Consider the following 17,117-nt stretch of genomic DNA (forward strand, 5'->3'; position numbering starts at 1 on the left):
AATGGCCGCTAACAGACGGCCATTTTTTATAGCTTAAATAAAATGAGCTTCCATTTTATCGATGTGAGAAATCTGTTAGCGTAAAGAATCGATTTACTTTGTCGTATAAATAAGTCAAATATCATTTCTGTTTGTATAATAAAACTTATTAGTAATGGTCACGACAAACTATGACGTACTTAGATGAGCATACCGGGGGCATAGAATGTCGCTAGAAAAGAGAAATTCACTACGGCCATTAGCCCTATATTGCGCACTTATCTGTAGCCAGATACCTATGTTCAGCGCTTCAGCCACTGCACCGACTTTGCCCGTCGACTCTGCGGCTTTGCCCGTGGAGACAGGAACCATGTCGGTAGCGCAGAGCCGCTCTAAACTGCTGGCCGTGCTGCCAAAAAATATCACGCCTTATTACGCTTCCAATCTGGCGGCGCTATATGCGTCTAACCAGATGCGGCCGATGTGGCAGGATCGTCTGGCGGTAAAGAGATTTCAGCAGCAATTAGCTGAACTAGCGATGTCCGGCATTCAGCCGCAGTTTATGCAATGGGTAAAATGGTTGAGCGACCCGGAAGTCAAAGGAATGGCGCGAGATGTGATTCTGTCAGACGCAATGTTGGGCTACCTGCACTTTGTGTCAGGCGTTGGCGCCAACGGCAGCGTTTGGCTCTATAGCAACGTCCCTTACAAAATGGCCATGCCGCCTGCCACGATACTGAACCGTTGGCAGCAAGCCATACGCGAAGGCAATACTGCCGCCTACCTTTCGACTTTGGTACCACAGCATCCGCAGTATGAAAAGATGCATCAGGCGCTGAAAACCATGCTGGCCGACCATCGTCCTTGGCCGCAGTTTACCGGCGCGGCGACGTTGCGCCCTGGTCAGCTTAGCGATGATATTCCTGCGCTGCGAGAAATACTGGATCGCAGTGGCATGCTAAACGCCGCTCCAGCCGCTCCGGTTAAGTCGCCGGAAGTGATTCCGATGGATAATCCTTCGGTCGCCGCAGTTAACGACGATTTATCCGTCGATGAAGAAAAAACTCGTGCGCAGGCTCATTCGCTGGTAGTTAGCCCGGCGGCGGCCCCGATCTCTGAAATGGTCACTTCTCCGCAGACTCCGGTAGCTAAACATTCCGGCAGTGCGCTGAGCGTGACCGACAATCAATACACCGAAGATCTGGTCGCGGCGGTAAAACGCTTCCAGCAATGGCAAGGTCTAACCGATGATGGCGTGATTGGTCCGAGAACCCGCGAATGGCTCAACGTTTCTCCGCAAATGCGAGCCAGTCTGCTGGCGTTGAATATTCAGCGGCTGCGTATTCTACCGGGGCAGATCGACACGGGCATCATGGTGAATATCCCGAACTATTCGCTGAGTTACTACCAGAATGGTACTGAAGTATTGTCGTCACGCGTGATTGTCGGCCGACCTAGCCGTAAAACGCCGCTGATGAGTAGCGCGCTAAATAATGTGGTGGTCAATCCGCCGTGGAACGTGCCAACCTCACTGGTGCGTCAGGATATCGTGCCGAAAGCGCGCAATGATTCCAGTTATTTCCAGCGTCACGGCTATACGGTGTTATCTGGCTGGAGCAATGATGCGGAAGTTATCGTTCCTTCAATGATTGATTGGAGCACGATCTCGCCGAATAACTTCCCGTACCGCCTGCGTCAGGCGCCAGGAGCGTCTAACTCCCTGGGGCGTTATAAATTCAATATGCCAAGTTCTGATGCCATTTATCTGCATGACACACCGAACCACGGCCTGTTCCAGAAAGATATTCGGGCATTAAGCTCCGGCTGTGTGCGCGTGAACAAGGCCTCCGATCTGGCCAATATGCTGTTGCAGGATGCGGGTTGGAACAATGCGCGGATATCATCCACGTTAAAACAAGGGGATACCACTTACGTGAATATTCGTCAGCGTATTCCGGTGCAACTGTATTATCTGACGGCGTGGGTTGCGGACGATGGTAAACCTCAATTCCGCACAGATATTTACAATTATGATAAAACGGTGAGATCGGGTGCACAAATCACACCACAAGCAGAGCTTTTAATACAATAAATGCAGTAAAACTCAATAACTAATGGTCTGAATACTTGGTTGTCTGACAGGCGCTCATTTTTGCGAGCGCCTAGGAACCTTCGCCTCACGCGGGTTGACTGGTTTTCCGCGGGCGGTTATGGTTCGGGGCGGTGCGTTTTGCGCTTACTTTTGACATTATTGCCGGGTAGAAACGATCATGGATAAAATCGACAATCATCGCCGCAAGTGGCTAACCTTAGGCGGGACAGCGCTGGGCCTTTCGCTGTTACCAGGGCACGCATTCGCGACCCTTTCTACTCCCCGCCCACGGATCTTGACCTTAAATAACCTGAATACAGGTGAGTCTATCAAAGCCGAATTTTTTGACGGCAAAGGTTACAATAAAGAAGAATTGAGTCGCTTAAATCATATTTTCCGCGATTATCGTGCCAACAAAGTTAAGCCCATTGACCCACGCCTGTTTGATCAACTCTACCGCTTACAAGGTCTGCTTGGTACCACCAAGCCGGTACAGCTTATTTCTGGCTACCGTTCGCTAAATACCAATAATGAAATGCGTGAACATAGCCGAGGCGTCGCCAAACATAGCTTCCACACCTTGGGTAAAGCGATGGATTTCCATATCGAAGGTATTCAGCTAAGTAATATCCGTAAAGCGGCATTAAAAATGCGTGCAGGTGGTGTAGGATATTACCCACGTAGTAACTTTGTGCATATTGATACCGGGCCGGCGCGGACCTGGTGATCAGCAATATTCAGCCAGTGGGATAGCTTTATCGGTTAGGCCACTGGAGTTGGAGCCTTATGAAATATCATATTATTCCGGTAACGGCGTTCAGCCAAAATTGTACTTTGATTTGGTGTGATGCAACATTGCAGGCTGCTTTGGTCGATCCCGGTGGCGACGCCGAAAAAATCATTGCTGAAGTGCGTCGTTTGGGCGTCACGGTCACGCAGATCCTGTTAACTCACGGCCATTTAGATCACGTTGGCGCGGCGGCAGAACTGGCCGAATTCTATCAGGTGCCTATCATCGGGCCGGAAAAAGAAGATCGTTTTTGGTTGGAAGGCTTGCCAGCACAGAGCCGTATGTTCGGTCTGGGGGAGTGTCAGTCGTTTGAGCCAACGCGTTGGTTGGAAGAAGGTGATGAGATAAATGTGGGCGAAATGCGGTTATCGGTGCTTCATTGTCCGGGGCATACCCCGGGGCACATTGTCTTTATCAACCCGCAGGCGAGGTTAGCCTTAACCGGCGATGTGATTTTCAAAGGCGGCGTTGGTCGTAGTGATTTCCCACGCGGCGATCATCAGCAGTTGATCGACTCCATCAAACAGAAGCTACTGCCTTTGGGTGATGATATGGCGTTTATTCCCGGTCACGGCCCGATGTCTACCCTTGGCCATGAACGGCAGAGCAATCCGTTTATTATCGACGAACCGGCCATTTGGTAAATGGTTCTACCCTGCAGTAGATGTTCTAAAGGCGCCGATTGGCGCCTTTTTAAATGTGTTTTGATCGAATAAGGTAAACCCGAGTATTTTCCTCAAGAAACGATAAATAAATTTGTGTAATATCCGCAGCGAACAATACTAACAGTAGTATGGTCTCGAATGATGTTGGGCTAACCTCGAAGATTAATTTATTAGCCAGCTTTACCGTAGAGGAAATAAATAACAATCATTTTTTCTTATAGCAGCTTTATAGTCGTTTCATGGAATTTACTATGCCATTTCGTCGTTCCAGTTTAAGAAAGTTGTTGCCCCGATTGGGACTATCCTTTTTGGTGTTGCTGCTGTTTATCCTATTTGGTGCTGGCGTTATTTATGTGCAGACAGTTAATAATATGCACTCAGACGCCGAAACTAAGTTAAAGCATGCTCGGCAAATGATTGACCGTATTTTTGATAATGCTCATCTTGCCGCGACTCGGGTACAGGGCAGCCTAGGGCAACCTTGCTTACAGGTAGTTCAAAATTTACGCGATCAGGTGGCTACAATTCCCGACGTCCGCTCGGTAAATTTAACTCGACGGGGCAACCAGATTTATTGCACTTCCCTTTATGGCCCTTATGACGATTACGTCAATTCATCGGCTTACGTTGATGGTCAGCTATACCTGATGTCGGGAAATAAAGTGACGCCTTCACGACCGGTTGTGATATACCGACAGGTGGCCGGGGACTACAGCACCCTGGTTGGCATTGATGGTTATTACTTACATAATATTCTTAACCTGCTGAGCGGGGATATACAGCTCAGATTGATTATCGGCGATCGTTGGATGGATGCCGCGGGAAATACCCATGCAGGTAACCCATTGCATAAAAACATGCCGTTGACTCTTGCTTCGGAAAAATATGCGTATTCCATCTCAACTACCCTGACTCATGGCCAGTATCTAGCCTATGCCTGGCAATATGCCACCGGCAGCTTAATATTTTTCCCTCTGTTAGGTTTTATTTCCGCGTTTCTGGTATTCCGTTTGTGCGGAAAATCCTCTTCGCCGATGCAGATACTCAATCTTGCGTTGGAAAACGGGGAGTTCGTGCCTTACCTGCAACCGGTAGTGACTGGGAAAGGGGAGCACTGTATCGGTTGCGAAGTGCTAATGCGTTGGCATAACCCAACTCATGGCATGATTCAGCCAGACCGTTTTATTCCTCTGGCAGAAGATAGCGGATTAATTGTGCCGATGACACGCTCTATTATGCAGCAGGTCAGCAGTATGTTTGCTCCTTATGCCAGCCAGCTACCGGATGATTTCCATTTTGGTTTCAATATCAGTGCCGACCATTGTCGTGATTTAAGTCTGGTAGATGACTGCCGCGCATTTATTGCCGCCTTTGCAGAAAAGCCTATCAATATTACGCTGGAACTGACCGAGCGGAAATTGATTGTTGCCGATGAAATTACCGATCGTTTGTTCGCTGAACTGCATGCCTTAGGCGTATTTATTGCCATAGATGACTTTGGTACCGGCCACTCTAGTCTGGTGTATCTGCAAAAATTCAAAGTAGACTTCCTGAAAATTGACCAGAGCTTCGTTGGAATGATCGGTTCTGATGCGTTATCCAGCATCATCGTGGAGAATGTCATCGATCTGGCAACGAAAATGGGGTTGATGACGATAGCGGAAGGGGTGGAAAACGAAACGCAGGCGCGTTATCTGCAAGCGTGTAATGTTGACTATCTACAGGGTTATCTATTTGGCCGGCCAATGCCTATGGCTGAGTTTATCGAAAAAAATATCAATCAGGCGACCTTCGAAGAAGCGGCGTCGGAGCTAAAACCTAAAAAGGGTGCCTAAGGCACCCTTTAACCACAATCCACTGAAAATTGAATCAGAGTACCGCGACGATGGCTTCACACAGTGGAGCCATGTTGTCTGGTGTCATGCCAGCTACGTTAACGCGACCTGAATTCACCGCATACACGCCAAACTCATTACGCAGACGCAGCACCTGTTCTTTGGTCAAACCACTGAACGAGAACATGCCGTTCTGGTTAATGATGAAACTGAAGTCCTGTTTTGCCCCTTTCTCTTGCAGGGTATTAACAAACAGTTGGCGCATCCGATGGATACGTTGACGCATATCGGTCAGCTCTTGTTCCCAGATAGCACGCAGCGCGTCATTACTCAGAATGGTAGCAACGACTGAGGCGCCGTGAGCCGGTGGGTTAGAGTAGTTAGCGCGGATAACCGCTTTGACCTGGCTGAAGGATTTCTCCGCGATATCGCTGTCTGCCGCAACGATGGTGCAGGCGCCGACGCGTTCGTTGTACAGGCCAAAGTTTTTAGAGTAAGAGCTGCAAACGATCAGTTCTTTATGGCTAGCGGCGAAAATACGCAGGCCCTGAGCGTCTTCTTCCAGACCACGAGCAAAACCCTGATAGGCGAAGTCGAACAGCGGCAGCCAGCCTTTAGCCACAGACAGTTCGGCAAGTTTAGCCCACTGTTCGTCGGTTGGATCGATACCGGTCGGGTTATGGCAGCAGCCGTGAAACAGCACTATGTCACCGGCTTGGGCTTCTGACAGGCTTTTCAGCAGGCCATCAAAGTCCAGCGCGTGGTTGGCTGCGTCATAATAATTATATTCAACCACTTCCAGACCGGCAGCGGAGAATACATTCTTATGGTTTGGCCAGCTTGGGTTACTGACCCAAACGCGTTTAGCTGAAGTTTGGTGAGCAATAAAGTCGGCTGCGATACGCAATGCGCCAGTGCCGCCCGGAGTCTGCGCAGTGCGCGCACGTTTTTCCGTTACGATTGGGCTTTGTTTACCGAACAGCAATGCCTGAGTGCAGCTGGCGAAGACCGGCAGGCCGTCTATACCCAGATAGTTTTTTGTTGTTTCGTTTTCCAGCAAATACTGTTCAGCTTTTTTCACGCTGGTCAGCACCGGCGTTTTACCGGTTTCATCTTTATAAACACCAATACCCAGATTGATTTTATTTGGGCGGTCATCGGCGCGGAAAATATCGGTCAGACCCAGAATAGGATCGGCAGGTGCAGCAGTGATTTTTTCAAACATGTCAGATGCTTCCATGGCTTAGAGTTAAGCGGACAGAATCATCAGGGTAGCGCCAGTTCAGGGCTTTGCCAACCGTTTGCGAGAAAAAGAGATCAATCTTGTGAGGCGGGGTGATTACGGGTGAAAAATCGTCAGAATTACTCAGGAAGTAGCAGATTATGCACAATGTGAGTCAGGGTTTAAAAGTAAAATACAGAAATCAAAAGGCAGAGCCGAAGCCCTGCCTTTTTTACTTACACCAACCGAGTTGGCATTAAGTCGGACAACTTAGAACTGGTAAACCAAGCCAACACCCACTACGTCATCAGTGTTGATGCCGTTACGCTCGGTGAAGTCATTTTTGTCCAGCAGGTTGATTTTGTAATCAACGTAGGTAGACATGTTTTTGTTGAAGTAGTAGTAAGTACCAACAGAAACATATTTCACCAGGTTTTGATCACCAATTGCTGCGCCTGCATCTGCGCCACCAGCAGCAGTTGAGTTGTTCAGTTCTATACCTCTAGACTGGACGTAACCCAGGGAAGGACGCAGGCCGAAATCGAACTGGTATTGCGCAGTGATTTCGATGTCACGATTTTTGTTAGCGATGGTATCACTTTTGTTGCCGTATGGTGTGGTGTTCAGCGCTTCAGCATACATTACAGCCAGGTATACGTTGTTTGCGTCGTATTTAGCACCTACGTTCCATACCTGCGCTTTGTCGCCGCCGGCAGTGGTGAAATGTTTCTGGGTATCAGTACGGTTAGAAGAAGAGAAACCTGCACCGAAGGTCACGCCATAACCGATATCATAAGTAGAAGCGATACCGAAACCGTCACCGTTTTCATCTTTAATGTTGTCACGACTTTCTTCGTTTTTGCCTTGGTATTGCAGGGCAAAGTTCAGACCATCAACCAGGCCGAAGAAGTTGGTGTTACGGTAAGTTGCCAGACCGGTAGAACGGCCAGTCATAAAGTTGTCAGATGCAGACAGACCGTCGCCGCCGAATACTGGCAGCATATCGGTCCATGCGTTGACGTCATAGATTACGCCGTAGTTACGGCCGTAGTCGAATGAACCGTAGTCAGCAAATTTCAGACCAGCAAAGCCCAGACGGGTTTTGTTGCCTTTGTCGCCCTGAGATTCAGCGTGGTTAGCCTGAACGTTGTATTCCCACTGGCCGTAACCGGTCAGTTGGTCAGTAATTTGGGTTTCGCCTTTGAAGCCGAAACGAACGTAAGTTTCGTCGCCGTCTTGGCCTGCGTTATCGGAGAACTGATGGCGGGCATCAACTTTACCGTACAGGTCCAGTTTATTGCCGTCTTTATTGTAGATTTCTGCCGCATTTGCTGCACCAGCAGCCAACAGAGCAGGGATTACTACTGCAAGAATATTGCGCTTCATCATTATTATTACCCTCATTGGTGTTATTCGGACACCTGCCACTGCCGCCAATAATTTTTTTGGAACTATTGTTGAGAGTTTGGTGTCGTCTGTGTCTGAGACGCAGTGTTCCATTCACAGACCGGTTAATCCACACCGAAAATGCTACTAATTGACAGAAACTGTTTCATTAAAAGACAAAGTGTTACTAAATGTAAAATAAAGGGAACTTTGTGACTAATATCAAACTTTAAAAAATGACAAAAGCCAGCATAAGCTGGCTTTTTTTTAGACAACTAACAGAAATCAATTGGAAATGATTAATTTAGAAGCTGGCGTTTCTGGGGGTACGTGGGAACGGGATCACGTCACGGACGTTTTGTACGCCGGTCACATAGGCGATCAAACGCTCAAATCCAAGACCAAAACCAGAATGTGGCACGGTGCCGTAGCGACGAAGATCACGATACCACCAGTAATCTTCTTTATTCAGGCCCATTTCTTGCAAACGTTGGTCCAGAACATCCAGACGTTCTTCACGCTGTGAACCCCCGATGATTTCCCCAATACCCGGCGCTAATACGTCCATCGCGGCTACGGTTTTACCATCTTCGTTCATACGCATATAGAAAGCTTTGATGTCTTTCGGGTAGTTTTTAACCACTACCGGCGCTTTGAAGTGTTTCTCAGCCAGATAGCGTTCGTGCTCGGATGACAGATCGATACCCCACGACACTTCGTTTTCAAAGGTCTGGCCAGATGCGAGCAGGATTTCAATTGCGTCGGTGTAATCTACCTGCGCAAAGTCGGAGCTTACGAAACGTTGCAGACGATCGATCGCATCTTTATCTACACGTTGAGCAAAGAAGGCCAAATCGTCAGCTCGCTCGTCCAGAACGGCCTGGAAGACGTACTTAAGCATTTTTTCAGCCAGAGCTGCAACATCATCTAAAGAGGCGAAAGCGACTTCCGGCTCAATCATCCAGAATTCAGCCAGGTGGCGGCTGGTGTTGGAGTTTTCCGCGCGGAAAGTCGGGCCGAAGGTGTAAACCTTGGATAACGCACAGGCGTAGGTTTCACCGTTTAGCTGACCCGATACGGTCAGGAAGGCTTCTTTACCGAAGAAATCTTCGCTGAAATCGATTTTGCCTTCGTCAGTACGCGGCAGGTTTTCCAGATCCAAAGTCGATACGCGGAACATTTCGCCTGCGCCTTCGGTATCGGATGCGGTAATCAGCGGAGTAGAAACCCAGAAATAACCGTTTTCATGGAAGAAACGGTGAATCGCCTGCGCCAAAGTGTGGCGAACGCGCGCAACGGCACCAATCAGGTTGGTACGTGGGCGTAAGTGAGCGACTTCGCGCAGGTATTCGATGCTGTGGCGCTTGGCCGCCATCGGATAGGTATCCGGATCGTCCACCCAGCCGACAACCTTCACGCTGGTCGCCTGAATTTCGAAACTCTGGCCTTCACCCGGAGAGGCAACGACGGTGCCGGTCACTTCAACCGAGCAACCGGTGGTCAGATGCAGCACTTCGTCCTGATAATTCGGCAGAGTATTATTAACGACGGCCTGTAACGGATCAAAGCAGGAACCGTCATAAACGGCGACGAAGGAGATGCCAGCTTTAGAATCTCTCCGGGTACGCACCCAACCGCGTACGGTGACTTCACTGTCAACCGCAGCACGGCCTTGCAGTACGTCGACTACAGGCACTACGCTCATAGATTTCTCTCTTTATAAGTTTTGGTTCAGAAATAAATTAAAACCCAAAATATGGGGATGTTGCTATGTTACTTGCGGCAGTGCAGGACACAAGAGGAAATCATCGGATTAGTGCAAGATTTCTGCGGTTAAGATAAATAAATCGGCGGATGGCGAAGATCGTGGCTCTGTATCTGATGCTATATAAAGGAGGGAGAGTGAAATAGGCCGGATGAGGGAGACTCACCCGGCACCCTGCGGTTAGCTAGCCTTTTGTACTAAAGGCAAATCAAAGGCTTCACGCAGTTCATCAACGAAGGCTGGATCCTGGCAAATGGTTTTTCCAGGGCTGTCTGACAATTTGGCCACGGGCTTTCCATTGCATTCCACCAGCTTAATCACGATATTTAGCGGTTTGACACCCGGAATATCACAGGTCAGGCGGGTGCCAATACCAAAGACCAGATTGATCCGCTGATAGAAATGGCGATATAAATACAGCGCCTTCTCCAGATCAAGATTATCGGAAAACACCAGCGTTTTGCTCATTGGGTCAATTCCCAGCTTGATAAAGTGAGCAATGGCTTTTTCACCCCATTCTACCGGATCCCCTGAGTCATGGCGTAAACCCTGATAGCGAGTGGCAAAAGGCAGATCGAAATCGCGCAGGAAAGCATCCATGGTAATGCAATCGGTTAGAGCAATCCCCAGTTGATCCGGATATTCATCCAGCCAGGCTTGTAAGGCAACGCGCTGACTGCTCGCCAGCTCGGGGCTGATTTGCTGATGAGCCTGGAACCATTCGTGTGCTTGAGTGCCCACCGGCGTCAGAGATAATCGGCGAGCCAGATCGTAATTGCTGGTGCCAACCAAATAAGGAAACTCTGCTTGTAAGGTGCTGACAACCGCCTGCTGCACTTCACCGGAGAAACGGCGACGGGTGCCGAAATCCATCAATTTGAAACGGGAGATATCCACATCACCGCTTAATTGATTGAATTGTAACAGCTTGGCGCGGAGTTTCTCGATAGCCATCTGCGGGACGATCTGCGGCGAGCGGTGGCGATGCACCACTTCGCTGATAACCGCCAGCAATGGTACTTCCCACATAATAACTTCACACCACAGACCGGAAATTCGAATATCCAGTTTCCCCTCGCGGGCGGATACGGTGACCTGCTGCGGGTTGAACCGAAAATCTCGTAACCAATTCAGATAATCGGATTTGAAGAAGGGGAGGCCGGACAGATAGGCGAATTCGTCCTTGGTTAACGCCAGTTCACTCATAAGAGCGATCTGACGACGAATTTCATCCACATAGTCGCCCAGCAATTCGTCACCGCGGCAGCGGAATTCCGCAGCAACGGTAATATGGCGATAACGATGAAACACTGCTTGTTGCATATGAAGCTTGTAAGCATCCGTATCAAGCAATGAAGTCAAAATCGGAGAGGCGTCTTGAGTCATGGCGCGTTACAGCATCCTCGTAGGAGCATTTTCCAGATTCGGCATAATCAATAAAGTTGCAGGAGTATACCGGTATTATCCTGTGATTGAACCCTCATAACACCATAAATGGCGTAACAAGATCTAGAGTTAAACGTGCCATCAACTTTACTCGTCGGCCTTTTAGTCTATGGAAAATAAAATAAGCTAAATATTTTCGTGACTTAGATGCAGGGGTTATTTATTGGTCACCCGAAATGTAGGGTTATTATTTGTCATTTTTTATTCTTAACAGAAACAAAATACCTGGTTGATTTATCGTCAGAAACTGCGCTATTCAGATAAATTTTATTACAGTTATTTTTATAAGGAATTAATTGTGTGGGAAAACCACAATAAAAACGGCGTGGTTGTTCTGTTATTAGGCTAAATAAAACCGTTTGCGGTATAAAAACTGACCCGATCTTTGCCATTGCCTTTGCAATAATACAAGGCTTCATCCGCTTGCTTAATAGCCCTTTTCATTTCTGAGTAGTTGTTTAGCATGGCAATGCCGCAGCTGATACGGAACATAACCGTGGTGCCATCTTCTAATTTCAGCGTCAGTTGTTTCACTTTTAACCGTAGGTTATTCATGATTCGAATTGCGTCCTCCGGCGTACAGTTACTTAATACAATGGCGAACTCTTCTCCGCCGTAGCGTGAAAAGATATCGGTGGAGCGGAAATGGGATATCAGGAGCTTACTGAATTCAATCAGCACCTTATCACCTACATCATGGCCGTAGGTGTCATTAAGTGACTTGAAGTTATCGATATCGATCAAAGCGAAAGCCATCGGATAACTAGCGGCAGGCATGGCTTCACACAGGTTAAACAGTTTTCGACGATTATAAATATTGGTCAGCGGATCAATAAAGGACGCTTTTTCCAGCTCACCAATCAGGTTTTGTTTTTCAGATTCAAGAAGGACTTTATCTAACTGATAACGGCGCAGATCTTTAATTGCGTCGGTAATAGCAATAAGATCCTGACTCAGATAAACCCCCTGATTCTCAATATTCATATTTCCCTGAGAGAGCTTTTTGATATTCGTTGTAGTTTCAGATAACCATTTATTGATATTAACGCAAAATATCAGGCATGGGACGATAATAAATAGAGCTAATAGCATTCCGATGGAAAGGGTACTCTCTACTCTTATGTTACTTTTTAGGATGTTACTTTTGAGTGATTTTATTTCTTTTTCAAATACTTGGCTATTAAATCTTTGGGAAATTGAGTCAATATAATTTACATACTCATAAATATCTCTGACATTGTACTTTTCGTTTTTGGTCATAGAGAGATATAAATCATTGGCGATTTTTTCGCTGTTTTGCAGCGATATCTTGCCTTGTAAATCGTTGACTACGTGACTCATCTGATTGAGTCTGTATGTTTTTTCGATAAAACCGAAACGAGGTTGCAGCGAGTAGAGCACGCCGGTAAGTTGGATCGCTTTAAGATAGGGCTCTGGTCGCTGAACTTTGGCTAAATTGATATCAACGATCTGATCGACTAAATCGGTAAGGGTCATAACCAAACGGCTATTTATTCTGATGGCTTCTAGGAAGATATATGATTCAGATTTTATCAGACGGTTGTCGATAGTATAAAGCGAGTATTTCTGTTTGACCTCAGAGATATAAAATGCATTATTCAGGTCATAGAGATAACTATTGACCAAAGGCATTCCTGAACTTGCACGCAAATCATTGGCTATTAATTTATCCATCAGTTGAACCGAAGAAATTACCAGGTATTTATAAGTGGCTCCCAGTTTTTCAACCATAATTGAATTGGCATTTTTTTTAAATATCGCTATTTTCTTAGTGGCAGTTATTACTGCCTGATTGATTTCTTCCTGGTTTATATCGGTTTTGATTAAACTGATTTTTTTTAAGCGATGCATGTGCAATACGGCCTGAAATGCCTCGGTAAATTCTTGTAATCGCTCAATTTTATACAGGTTTAATTTATTGTTTTCTGCGATGGCGCTATTGCGAGATATGTTGGTGTAAACGAATACAGAGAAAAATAGCATTAATGAAAGTGTGAAAAAATAAATAAGATATTTTACTCTCATAGCCGTATTGTTCCCGATCAGCCTTCGTTGTGCATTACACCACTTACTCCGTCATATCCATTCGAATCAGCTTGTTGGTGATGAGCTATTGCGTGAATGATACCACTCTGAGATTAAACTTAACGAGAGATATTTCTGATACTGTCAGTCGTATTTTTACACTCTATTTCTATTCTAGTTCATTTTGTCCACATACCTTGGAGCCGACACATATTCCGCAACAAAAAACACCAACGGCAACGAGTGTTATGCTGAGTAATAGCCAGACAATAAAATAAACAGAGTATTTGGTTTTCAATTACCTGACGGCTATCACCTTGACCAATTGGGGTCATCGTAGTTATCCCTGCGATACCTGTTGTTCATAGAAATCCTTCAGGTTCTCAACTGGGTTTTTTTTACAGCTGTGATACATTTAAATTCACTCTGAGTCTGGATGGAAAGTCTCTGTAGTACAGAGATTCCGCCATCTGAGTACAAAAACACCAGACCGGGTAATCATATTCACTGATGACGTCAAAAGGGTTTTTATGACACAACAGCCGCAAGCCAAATACCGTCACGATTATCGTGCGCCGGATTACACCATTACCGATATTGATTTAAATTTCGAGTTGGACGCGCAGAAAACGACGGTAACGGCAGTCAGTAAAGTAAAACGTCAGGGAACCGCAGGTGCCCCACTGATCTTGAATGGCGAAGACCTGACGTTATTAAGCGTCAGTGTAGATGGTCAGCCGTGGCCTCACTACCGTCTACAGGACAAAACTCTGGTTATCGAAGAATTACCGGAGCAGTTTACTTTAACCATCGTTAATGACATTCACCCGGCGACCAATACGGCTCTTGAAGGGCTTTATCTTTCCGGCGAAGCGCTGTGCACTCAATGTGAAGCCGAAGGTTTCCGCCATATTACTTATTATCTGGATCGTCCAGATGTATTAGCGCGTTTTACCACGACTATTGTGGCAGATAAAGCTCGCTATCCTTATCTGTTATCCAATGGCAATCGTCTGGAACAGGGCGAATTGGCTGATGGCCGTCATTGGGTTAAATGGGAAGATCCGTTCCCGAAACCAAGCTATTTGTTTGCTCTGGTGGCAGGTGATTTTGATGTATTAAGAGACACCTTTATTACCCGTTCAGGTCGGGAAGTGGCGTTAGAATTGTTCGTCGATCGCGGCAATTTGGATCGCGCCGATTGGGCTATGATTTCCCTGAAAAATTCCATGAAATGGGACGAAACTCGTTTCGGTCTGGAATACGATCTCGATATTTATATGATCGTTGCCGTTGATTTCTTCAATATGGGCGCGATGGAGAATAAAGGGCTAAATGTCTTCAACTCCAAATACGTTCTGGCTAAAGCAGAAACGGCTACTGATAAAGATTATCTTAATATCGAAGCGGTTATTGGCCACGAATATTTCCATAACTGGACCGGCAACCGCGTGACTTGTCGCGACTGGTTCCAGCTCAGCTTGAAAGAAGGGCTGACGGTTTTCCGCGATCAGGAATTCAGCTCCGATTTGGGTTCTCGTCCAGTAAACCGTATTGATAATGTTCGTGTGATGCGAGCCGCGCAGTTTGCGGAAGACGCCAGCCCAATGGCTCATGCTATTCGTCCGGATAAAGTTATCGAGATGAATAACTTCTATACTCTGACGGTGTATGAGAAAGGATCGGAAGTGATCCGCATGATGCATACATTATTAGGCGAAGCTCAGTTCCAGGCCGGAATGCAGCTGTATTTCGAGCGCCATGACGGCAGTGCTGCCACCTGTGATGATTTTGTGCAGGCGATGGAGGATGCGTCCAATGTCGATCTTTCGCTATTCCGTCGCTGGTATAGCCAATCCGGTACGCCGTTAGTAACGGTACGCGATGACTATGATGCGGAAAAACATCAATATCACCTGCATATTAGTCAGAAAACCTTGCCGACTGCCGATCAGGCCGAGAAGTTACCTCTACATATTCCGTTCGATATTGAGCTTTACGATAGCAAAGGCGAAGTCATTCCACTTCAGCGAAACGGTTTGCCGGTTCATCATGTGCTGAATGTGACCAAATCCGAAGAAACCTTTACCTTTGATCAAGTGCCTTGCAAGCCAACGCCTTCGCTGCTGCGGGAGTTCTCTGCGCCAGTGAAACTGGATTATCCGTATAGCGATCAACAGTTAACTTTCCTGATGCAGCGTGCGCGCAATGAGTTTTCTCGTTGGGATGCGGCGCAGACCTTGCTAGCGACCTATTTCAAGCTGAACGTAGCGAAATATCAGCAAAAACAACCGCTTTCCTTGCCTCTACATGTGGCAGATGCCTTCCGCGCGGTATTGTTGGATGAGCAGCTGGATCCGGCGTTAGCTGCGCAAATTCTGACTTTGCCTTCAGAGAACGAAATTGCCGAGTTGTTGACGACTATTGACCCAGAAGCGATCGGGGCGGTTCACGAAGCGATTACTCGTTGTCTGGCGCAAGAATTAGCCGACGAACTATTGGCAGTATATCTGGCTAATCAGACGCCGGAATATCGGGTTGAGCATGCAGATATTGCTAAACGTGCGTTGAAAAATACCTGTCTGGCTTATTTAGCGTTTGCTGACGCCGAGTTTGCTAACAAGCTGGTTTCTGCCCAATATCATCAGGCTGATAATATGACTGATTCGCTGGCAGCGCTGTCTGCGGCGGTTGCGGCGCAGTTGCCGTGCCGTGATGAGCTGTTGGAAGCCTTCGATGTACACTGGAATCACGATGGTTTGGTGATGGATAAATGGTTTGCCTTGCAGGCATCCAGCCCAGCCGATGACGTTCTGGAACGGGTTCGCGCGTTGCTGAAGCATCCGTCCTTTAGCCTGAGCAACCCGAACCGCACCCGCGCGCTGATCGGGGCGTTTGCTTCAGCTAATCCGGCGGCATTCCACGCTAAAGACGGCAGCGGTTATCAGTTCCTGGTTGAGATCTTAAGCGATCTGAACACTCGTAACCCTCAAGTCGCCTCACGTTTAATCGAGCCATTAATTCGATTAAAACGTTATGACGCCGAACGTCAGGCCAAGATGCGTCAGGCGTTGGAACAGCTCAAAGGACTGGAAAATCTGTCTGGCGATTTATTCGAAAAAATCACCAAGGCGCTGGCAGCGTAATGCGATAATCAGCGATTGACGGGAGTTAAACTCCCGTCAAAGCAAGGATGTTTATTTCTTGAACCTGATGATGAATTTTGCCGATTCTACAGTGATACTACCTACTTATTTCATACACCGTTTTTATTTACAGCGCTGAGTTGATCTTGTTTTTCTTGCCTGTGCTCAATTTAATTTAAAGATATAATATATTACTACTCATTTGAAATGCCGAAACGTGTTTAAGTTTCTGTTATTCTGATGCGGAATAGTGGCCATATTTTTAAATAATGGAATTGAATTAACCTTCATAATAGACTTAAATATGGCAAATAATATTTTCTTGACGATAAATGGAACTGCGCAGGGGTTAATATCTTCAGGTTGTTTGACGCAAGACTCCATAGAACATAAGCAACCAAATTGGTCATGAAAATGATATATTTGTTTACTAGTTTTCGCATAGCATAAAATGAATTATTTCATCTTAAGTTTGATTTCTAGCGCACATCGCCAAACGGCGCTCAAGAAAAGTAGGCTAGCATAGAGTGGAGGGATGCGATACTGACAGGCCTAAACGTTAATTATCCGAATAGCTTGAGTCATGGGCATCGCAGCCAGAAGAGCTTACATCCGTTCAATATTAAGATATTATTTGCGAATATCATGCGGCTGGCATATCAGGTCATGGCTTATGGTAAAATAAAAACCACTGATTTATAACGTATTTTCTCAATAGGAAAATGCATAAACGCCAATGCCGAGA

At 46.7% G+C, this 17,117-nt stretch carries 10 protein-coding genes; 5 read left to right on the plus strand and 5 right to left on the minus strand.

What is annotated here, in order from left to right:
• Nucleotides 1-205: 205 nt before the first annotated feature.
• From ldtD to DBA33_RS07515, 4 genes are all read left to right on the plus strand, one after another.
• A complete protein-coding gene (gene ldtD / locus DBA33_RS07500; protein ID WP_120806103.1) occupies nt 206-2,071 on the plus strand; it encodes a L,D-transpeptidase in 1,866 nt (621 codons plus the stop codon).
• Between the two features lie 178 nt (nt 2,072-2,249).
• Nucleotides 2,250-2,798, plus strand: coding sequence for a YcbK family protein (locus DBA33_RS07505; protein ID WP_064512917.1), 549 nt, complete (start codon nt 2,250-2,252; stop codon nt 2,796-2,798).
• A gap of 59 nt (nt 2,799-2,857) precedes the next feature.
• Nucleotides 2,858-3,505, plus strand: coding sequence for an MBL fold metallo-hydrolase (locus tag DBA33_RS07510; protein ID WP_064512919.1), 648 nt, complete (start codon nt 2,858-2,860; stop codon nt 3,503-3,505).
• A 272-nt stretch (nt 3,506-3,777) separates the two neighbouring features.
• Complete coding sequence (locus DBA33_RS07515) at nt 3,778-5,361, plus strand: cyclic diguanylate phosphodiesterase (protein WP_084414269.1); 1,584 nt, start codon at nt 3,778-3,780, stop codon at nt 5,359-5,361.
• A gap of 34 nt (nt 5,362-5,395) precedes the next feature.
• Here the strand turns inward: DBA33_RS07515 and DBA33_RS07520 are convergent, their stop codons facing one another.
• The 5 genes from DBA33_RS07520 to DBA33_RS07540 form a co-directional block, all read right to left on the minus strand.
• On the minus strand, nt 5,396-6,586 hold the full coding sequence (locus DBA33_RS07520) for an amino acid aminotransferase (protein WP_064512921.1): 1,191 nt from the start codon (nt 6,584-6,586) through the stop codon (nt 5,396-5,398).
• Between the two features lie 267 nt (nt 6,587-6,853).
• The gene (ompF, locus tag DBA33_RS07525) at nt 6,854-7,969 is read right to left on the minus strand and encodes a porin OmpF (RefSeq protein ID WP_162975183.1); all 1,116 of its coding nucleotides are present in this window, start codon (nt 7,967-7,969) and stop codon (nt 6,854-6,856) included.
• A gap of 304 nt (nt 7,970-8,273) precedes the next feature.
• Nucleotides 8,274-9,674 carry an asparagine--tRNA ligase gene (asnS, locus tag DBA33_RS07530; protein WP_064512925.1) on the minus strand — a complete coding sequence of 467 codons (1,401 nt, stop codon included), beginning with the start codon at nt 9,672-9,674 and terminating at the stop codon, nt 8,274-8,276.
• A 240-nt stretch (nt 9,675-9,914) separates the two neighbouring features.
• Complete coding sequence (pncB, locus tag DBA33_RS07535) at nt 9,915-11,120, minus strand: nicotinate phosphoribosyltransferase (RefSeq protein WP_120806107.1); 1,206 nt, start codon at nt 11,118-11,120, stop codon at nt 9,915-9,917.
• Nucleotides 11,121-11,525: 405 nt separating this feature from the next.
• Nucleotides 11,526-13,226: a GGDEF domain-containing protein gene (locus DBA33_RS07540; protein WP_064512929.1), complete on the minus strand. Its 1,701-nt coding sequence runs from the start codon at nt 13,224-13,226 to the stop codon at nt 11,526-11,528.
• Between the two features lie 530 nt (nt 13,227-13,756).
• On the opposite strand from DBA33_RS07540, the gene pepN reads away from it, so the two are divergent.
• Nucleotides 13,757-16,372: an aminopeptidase N gene (pepN, locus tag DBA33_RS07545; protein ID WP_064512931.1), complete on the plus strand. Its 2,616-nt coding sequence runs from the start codon at nt 13,757-13,759 to the stop codon at nt 16,370-16,372.
• The last annotated feature ends 745 nt before the right edge of the window (nt 16,373-17,117 follow it).

Origin of the sequence: Yersinia sp. IP36721, assembly GCF_003634395.1 — a bacterium.
Taxonomy (GTDB): domain Bacteria; phylum Pseudomonadota; class Gammaproteobacteria; order Enterobacterales; family Enterobacteriaceae; genus Yersinia; species Yersinia entomophaga.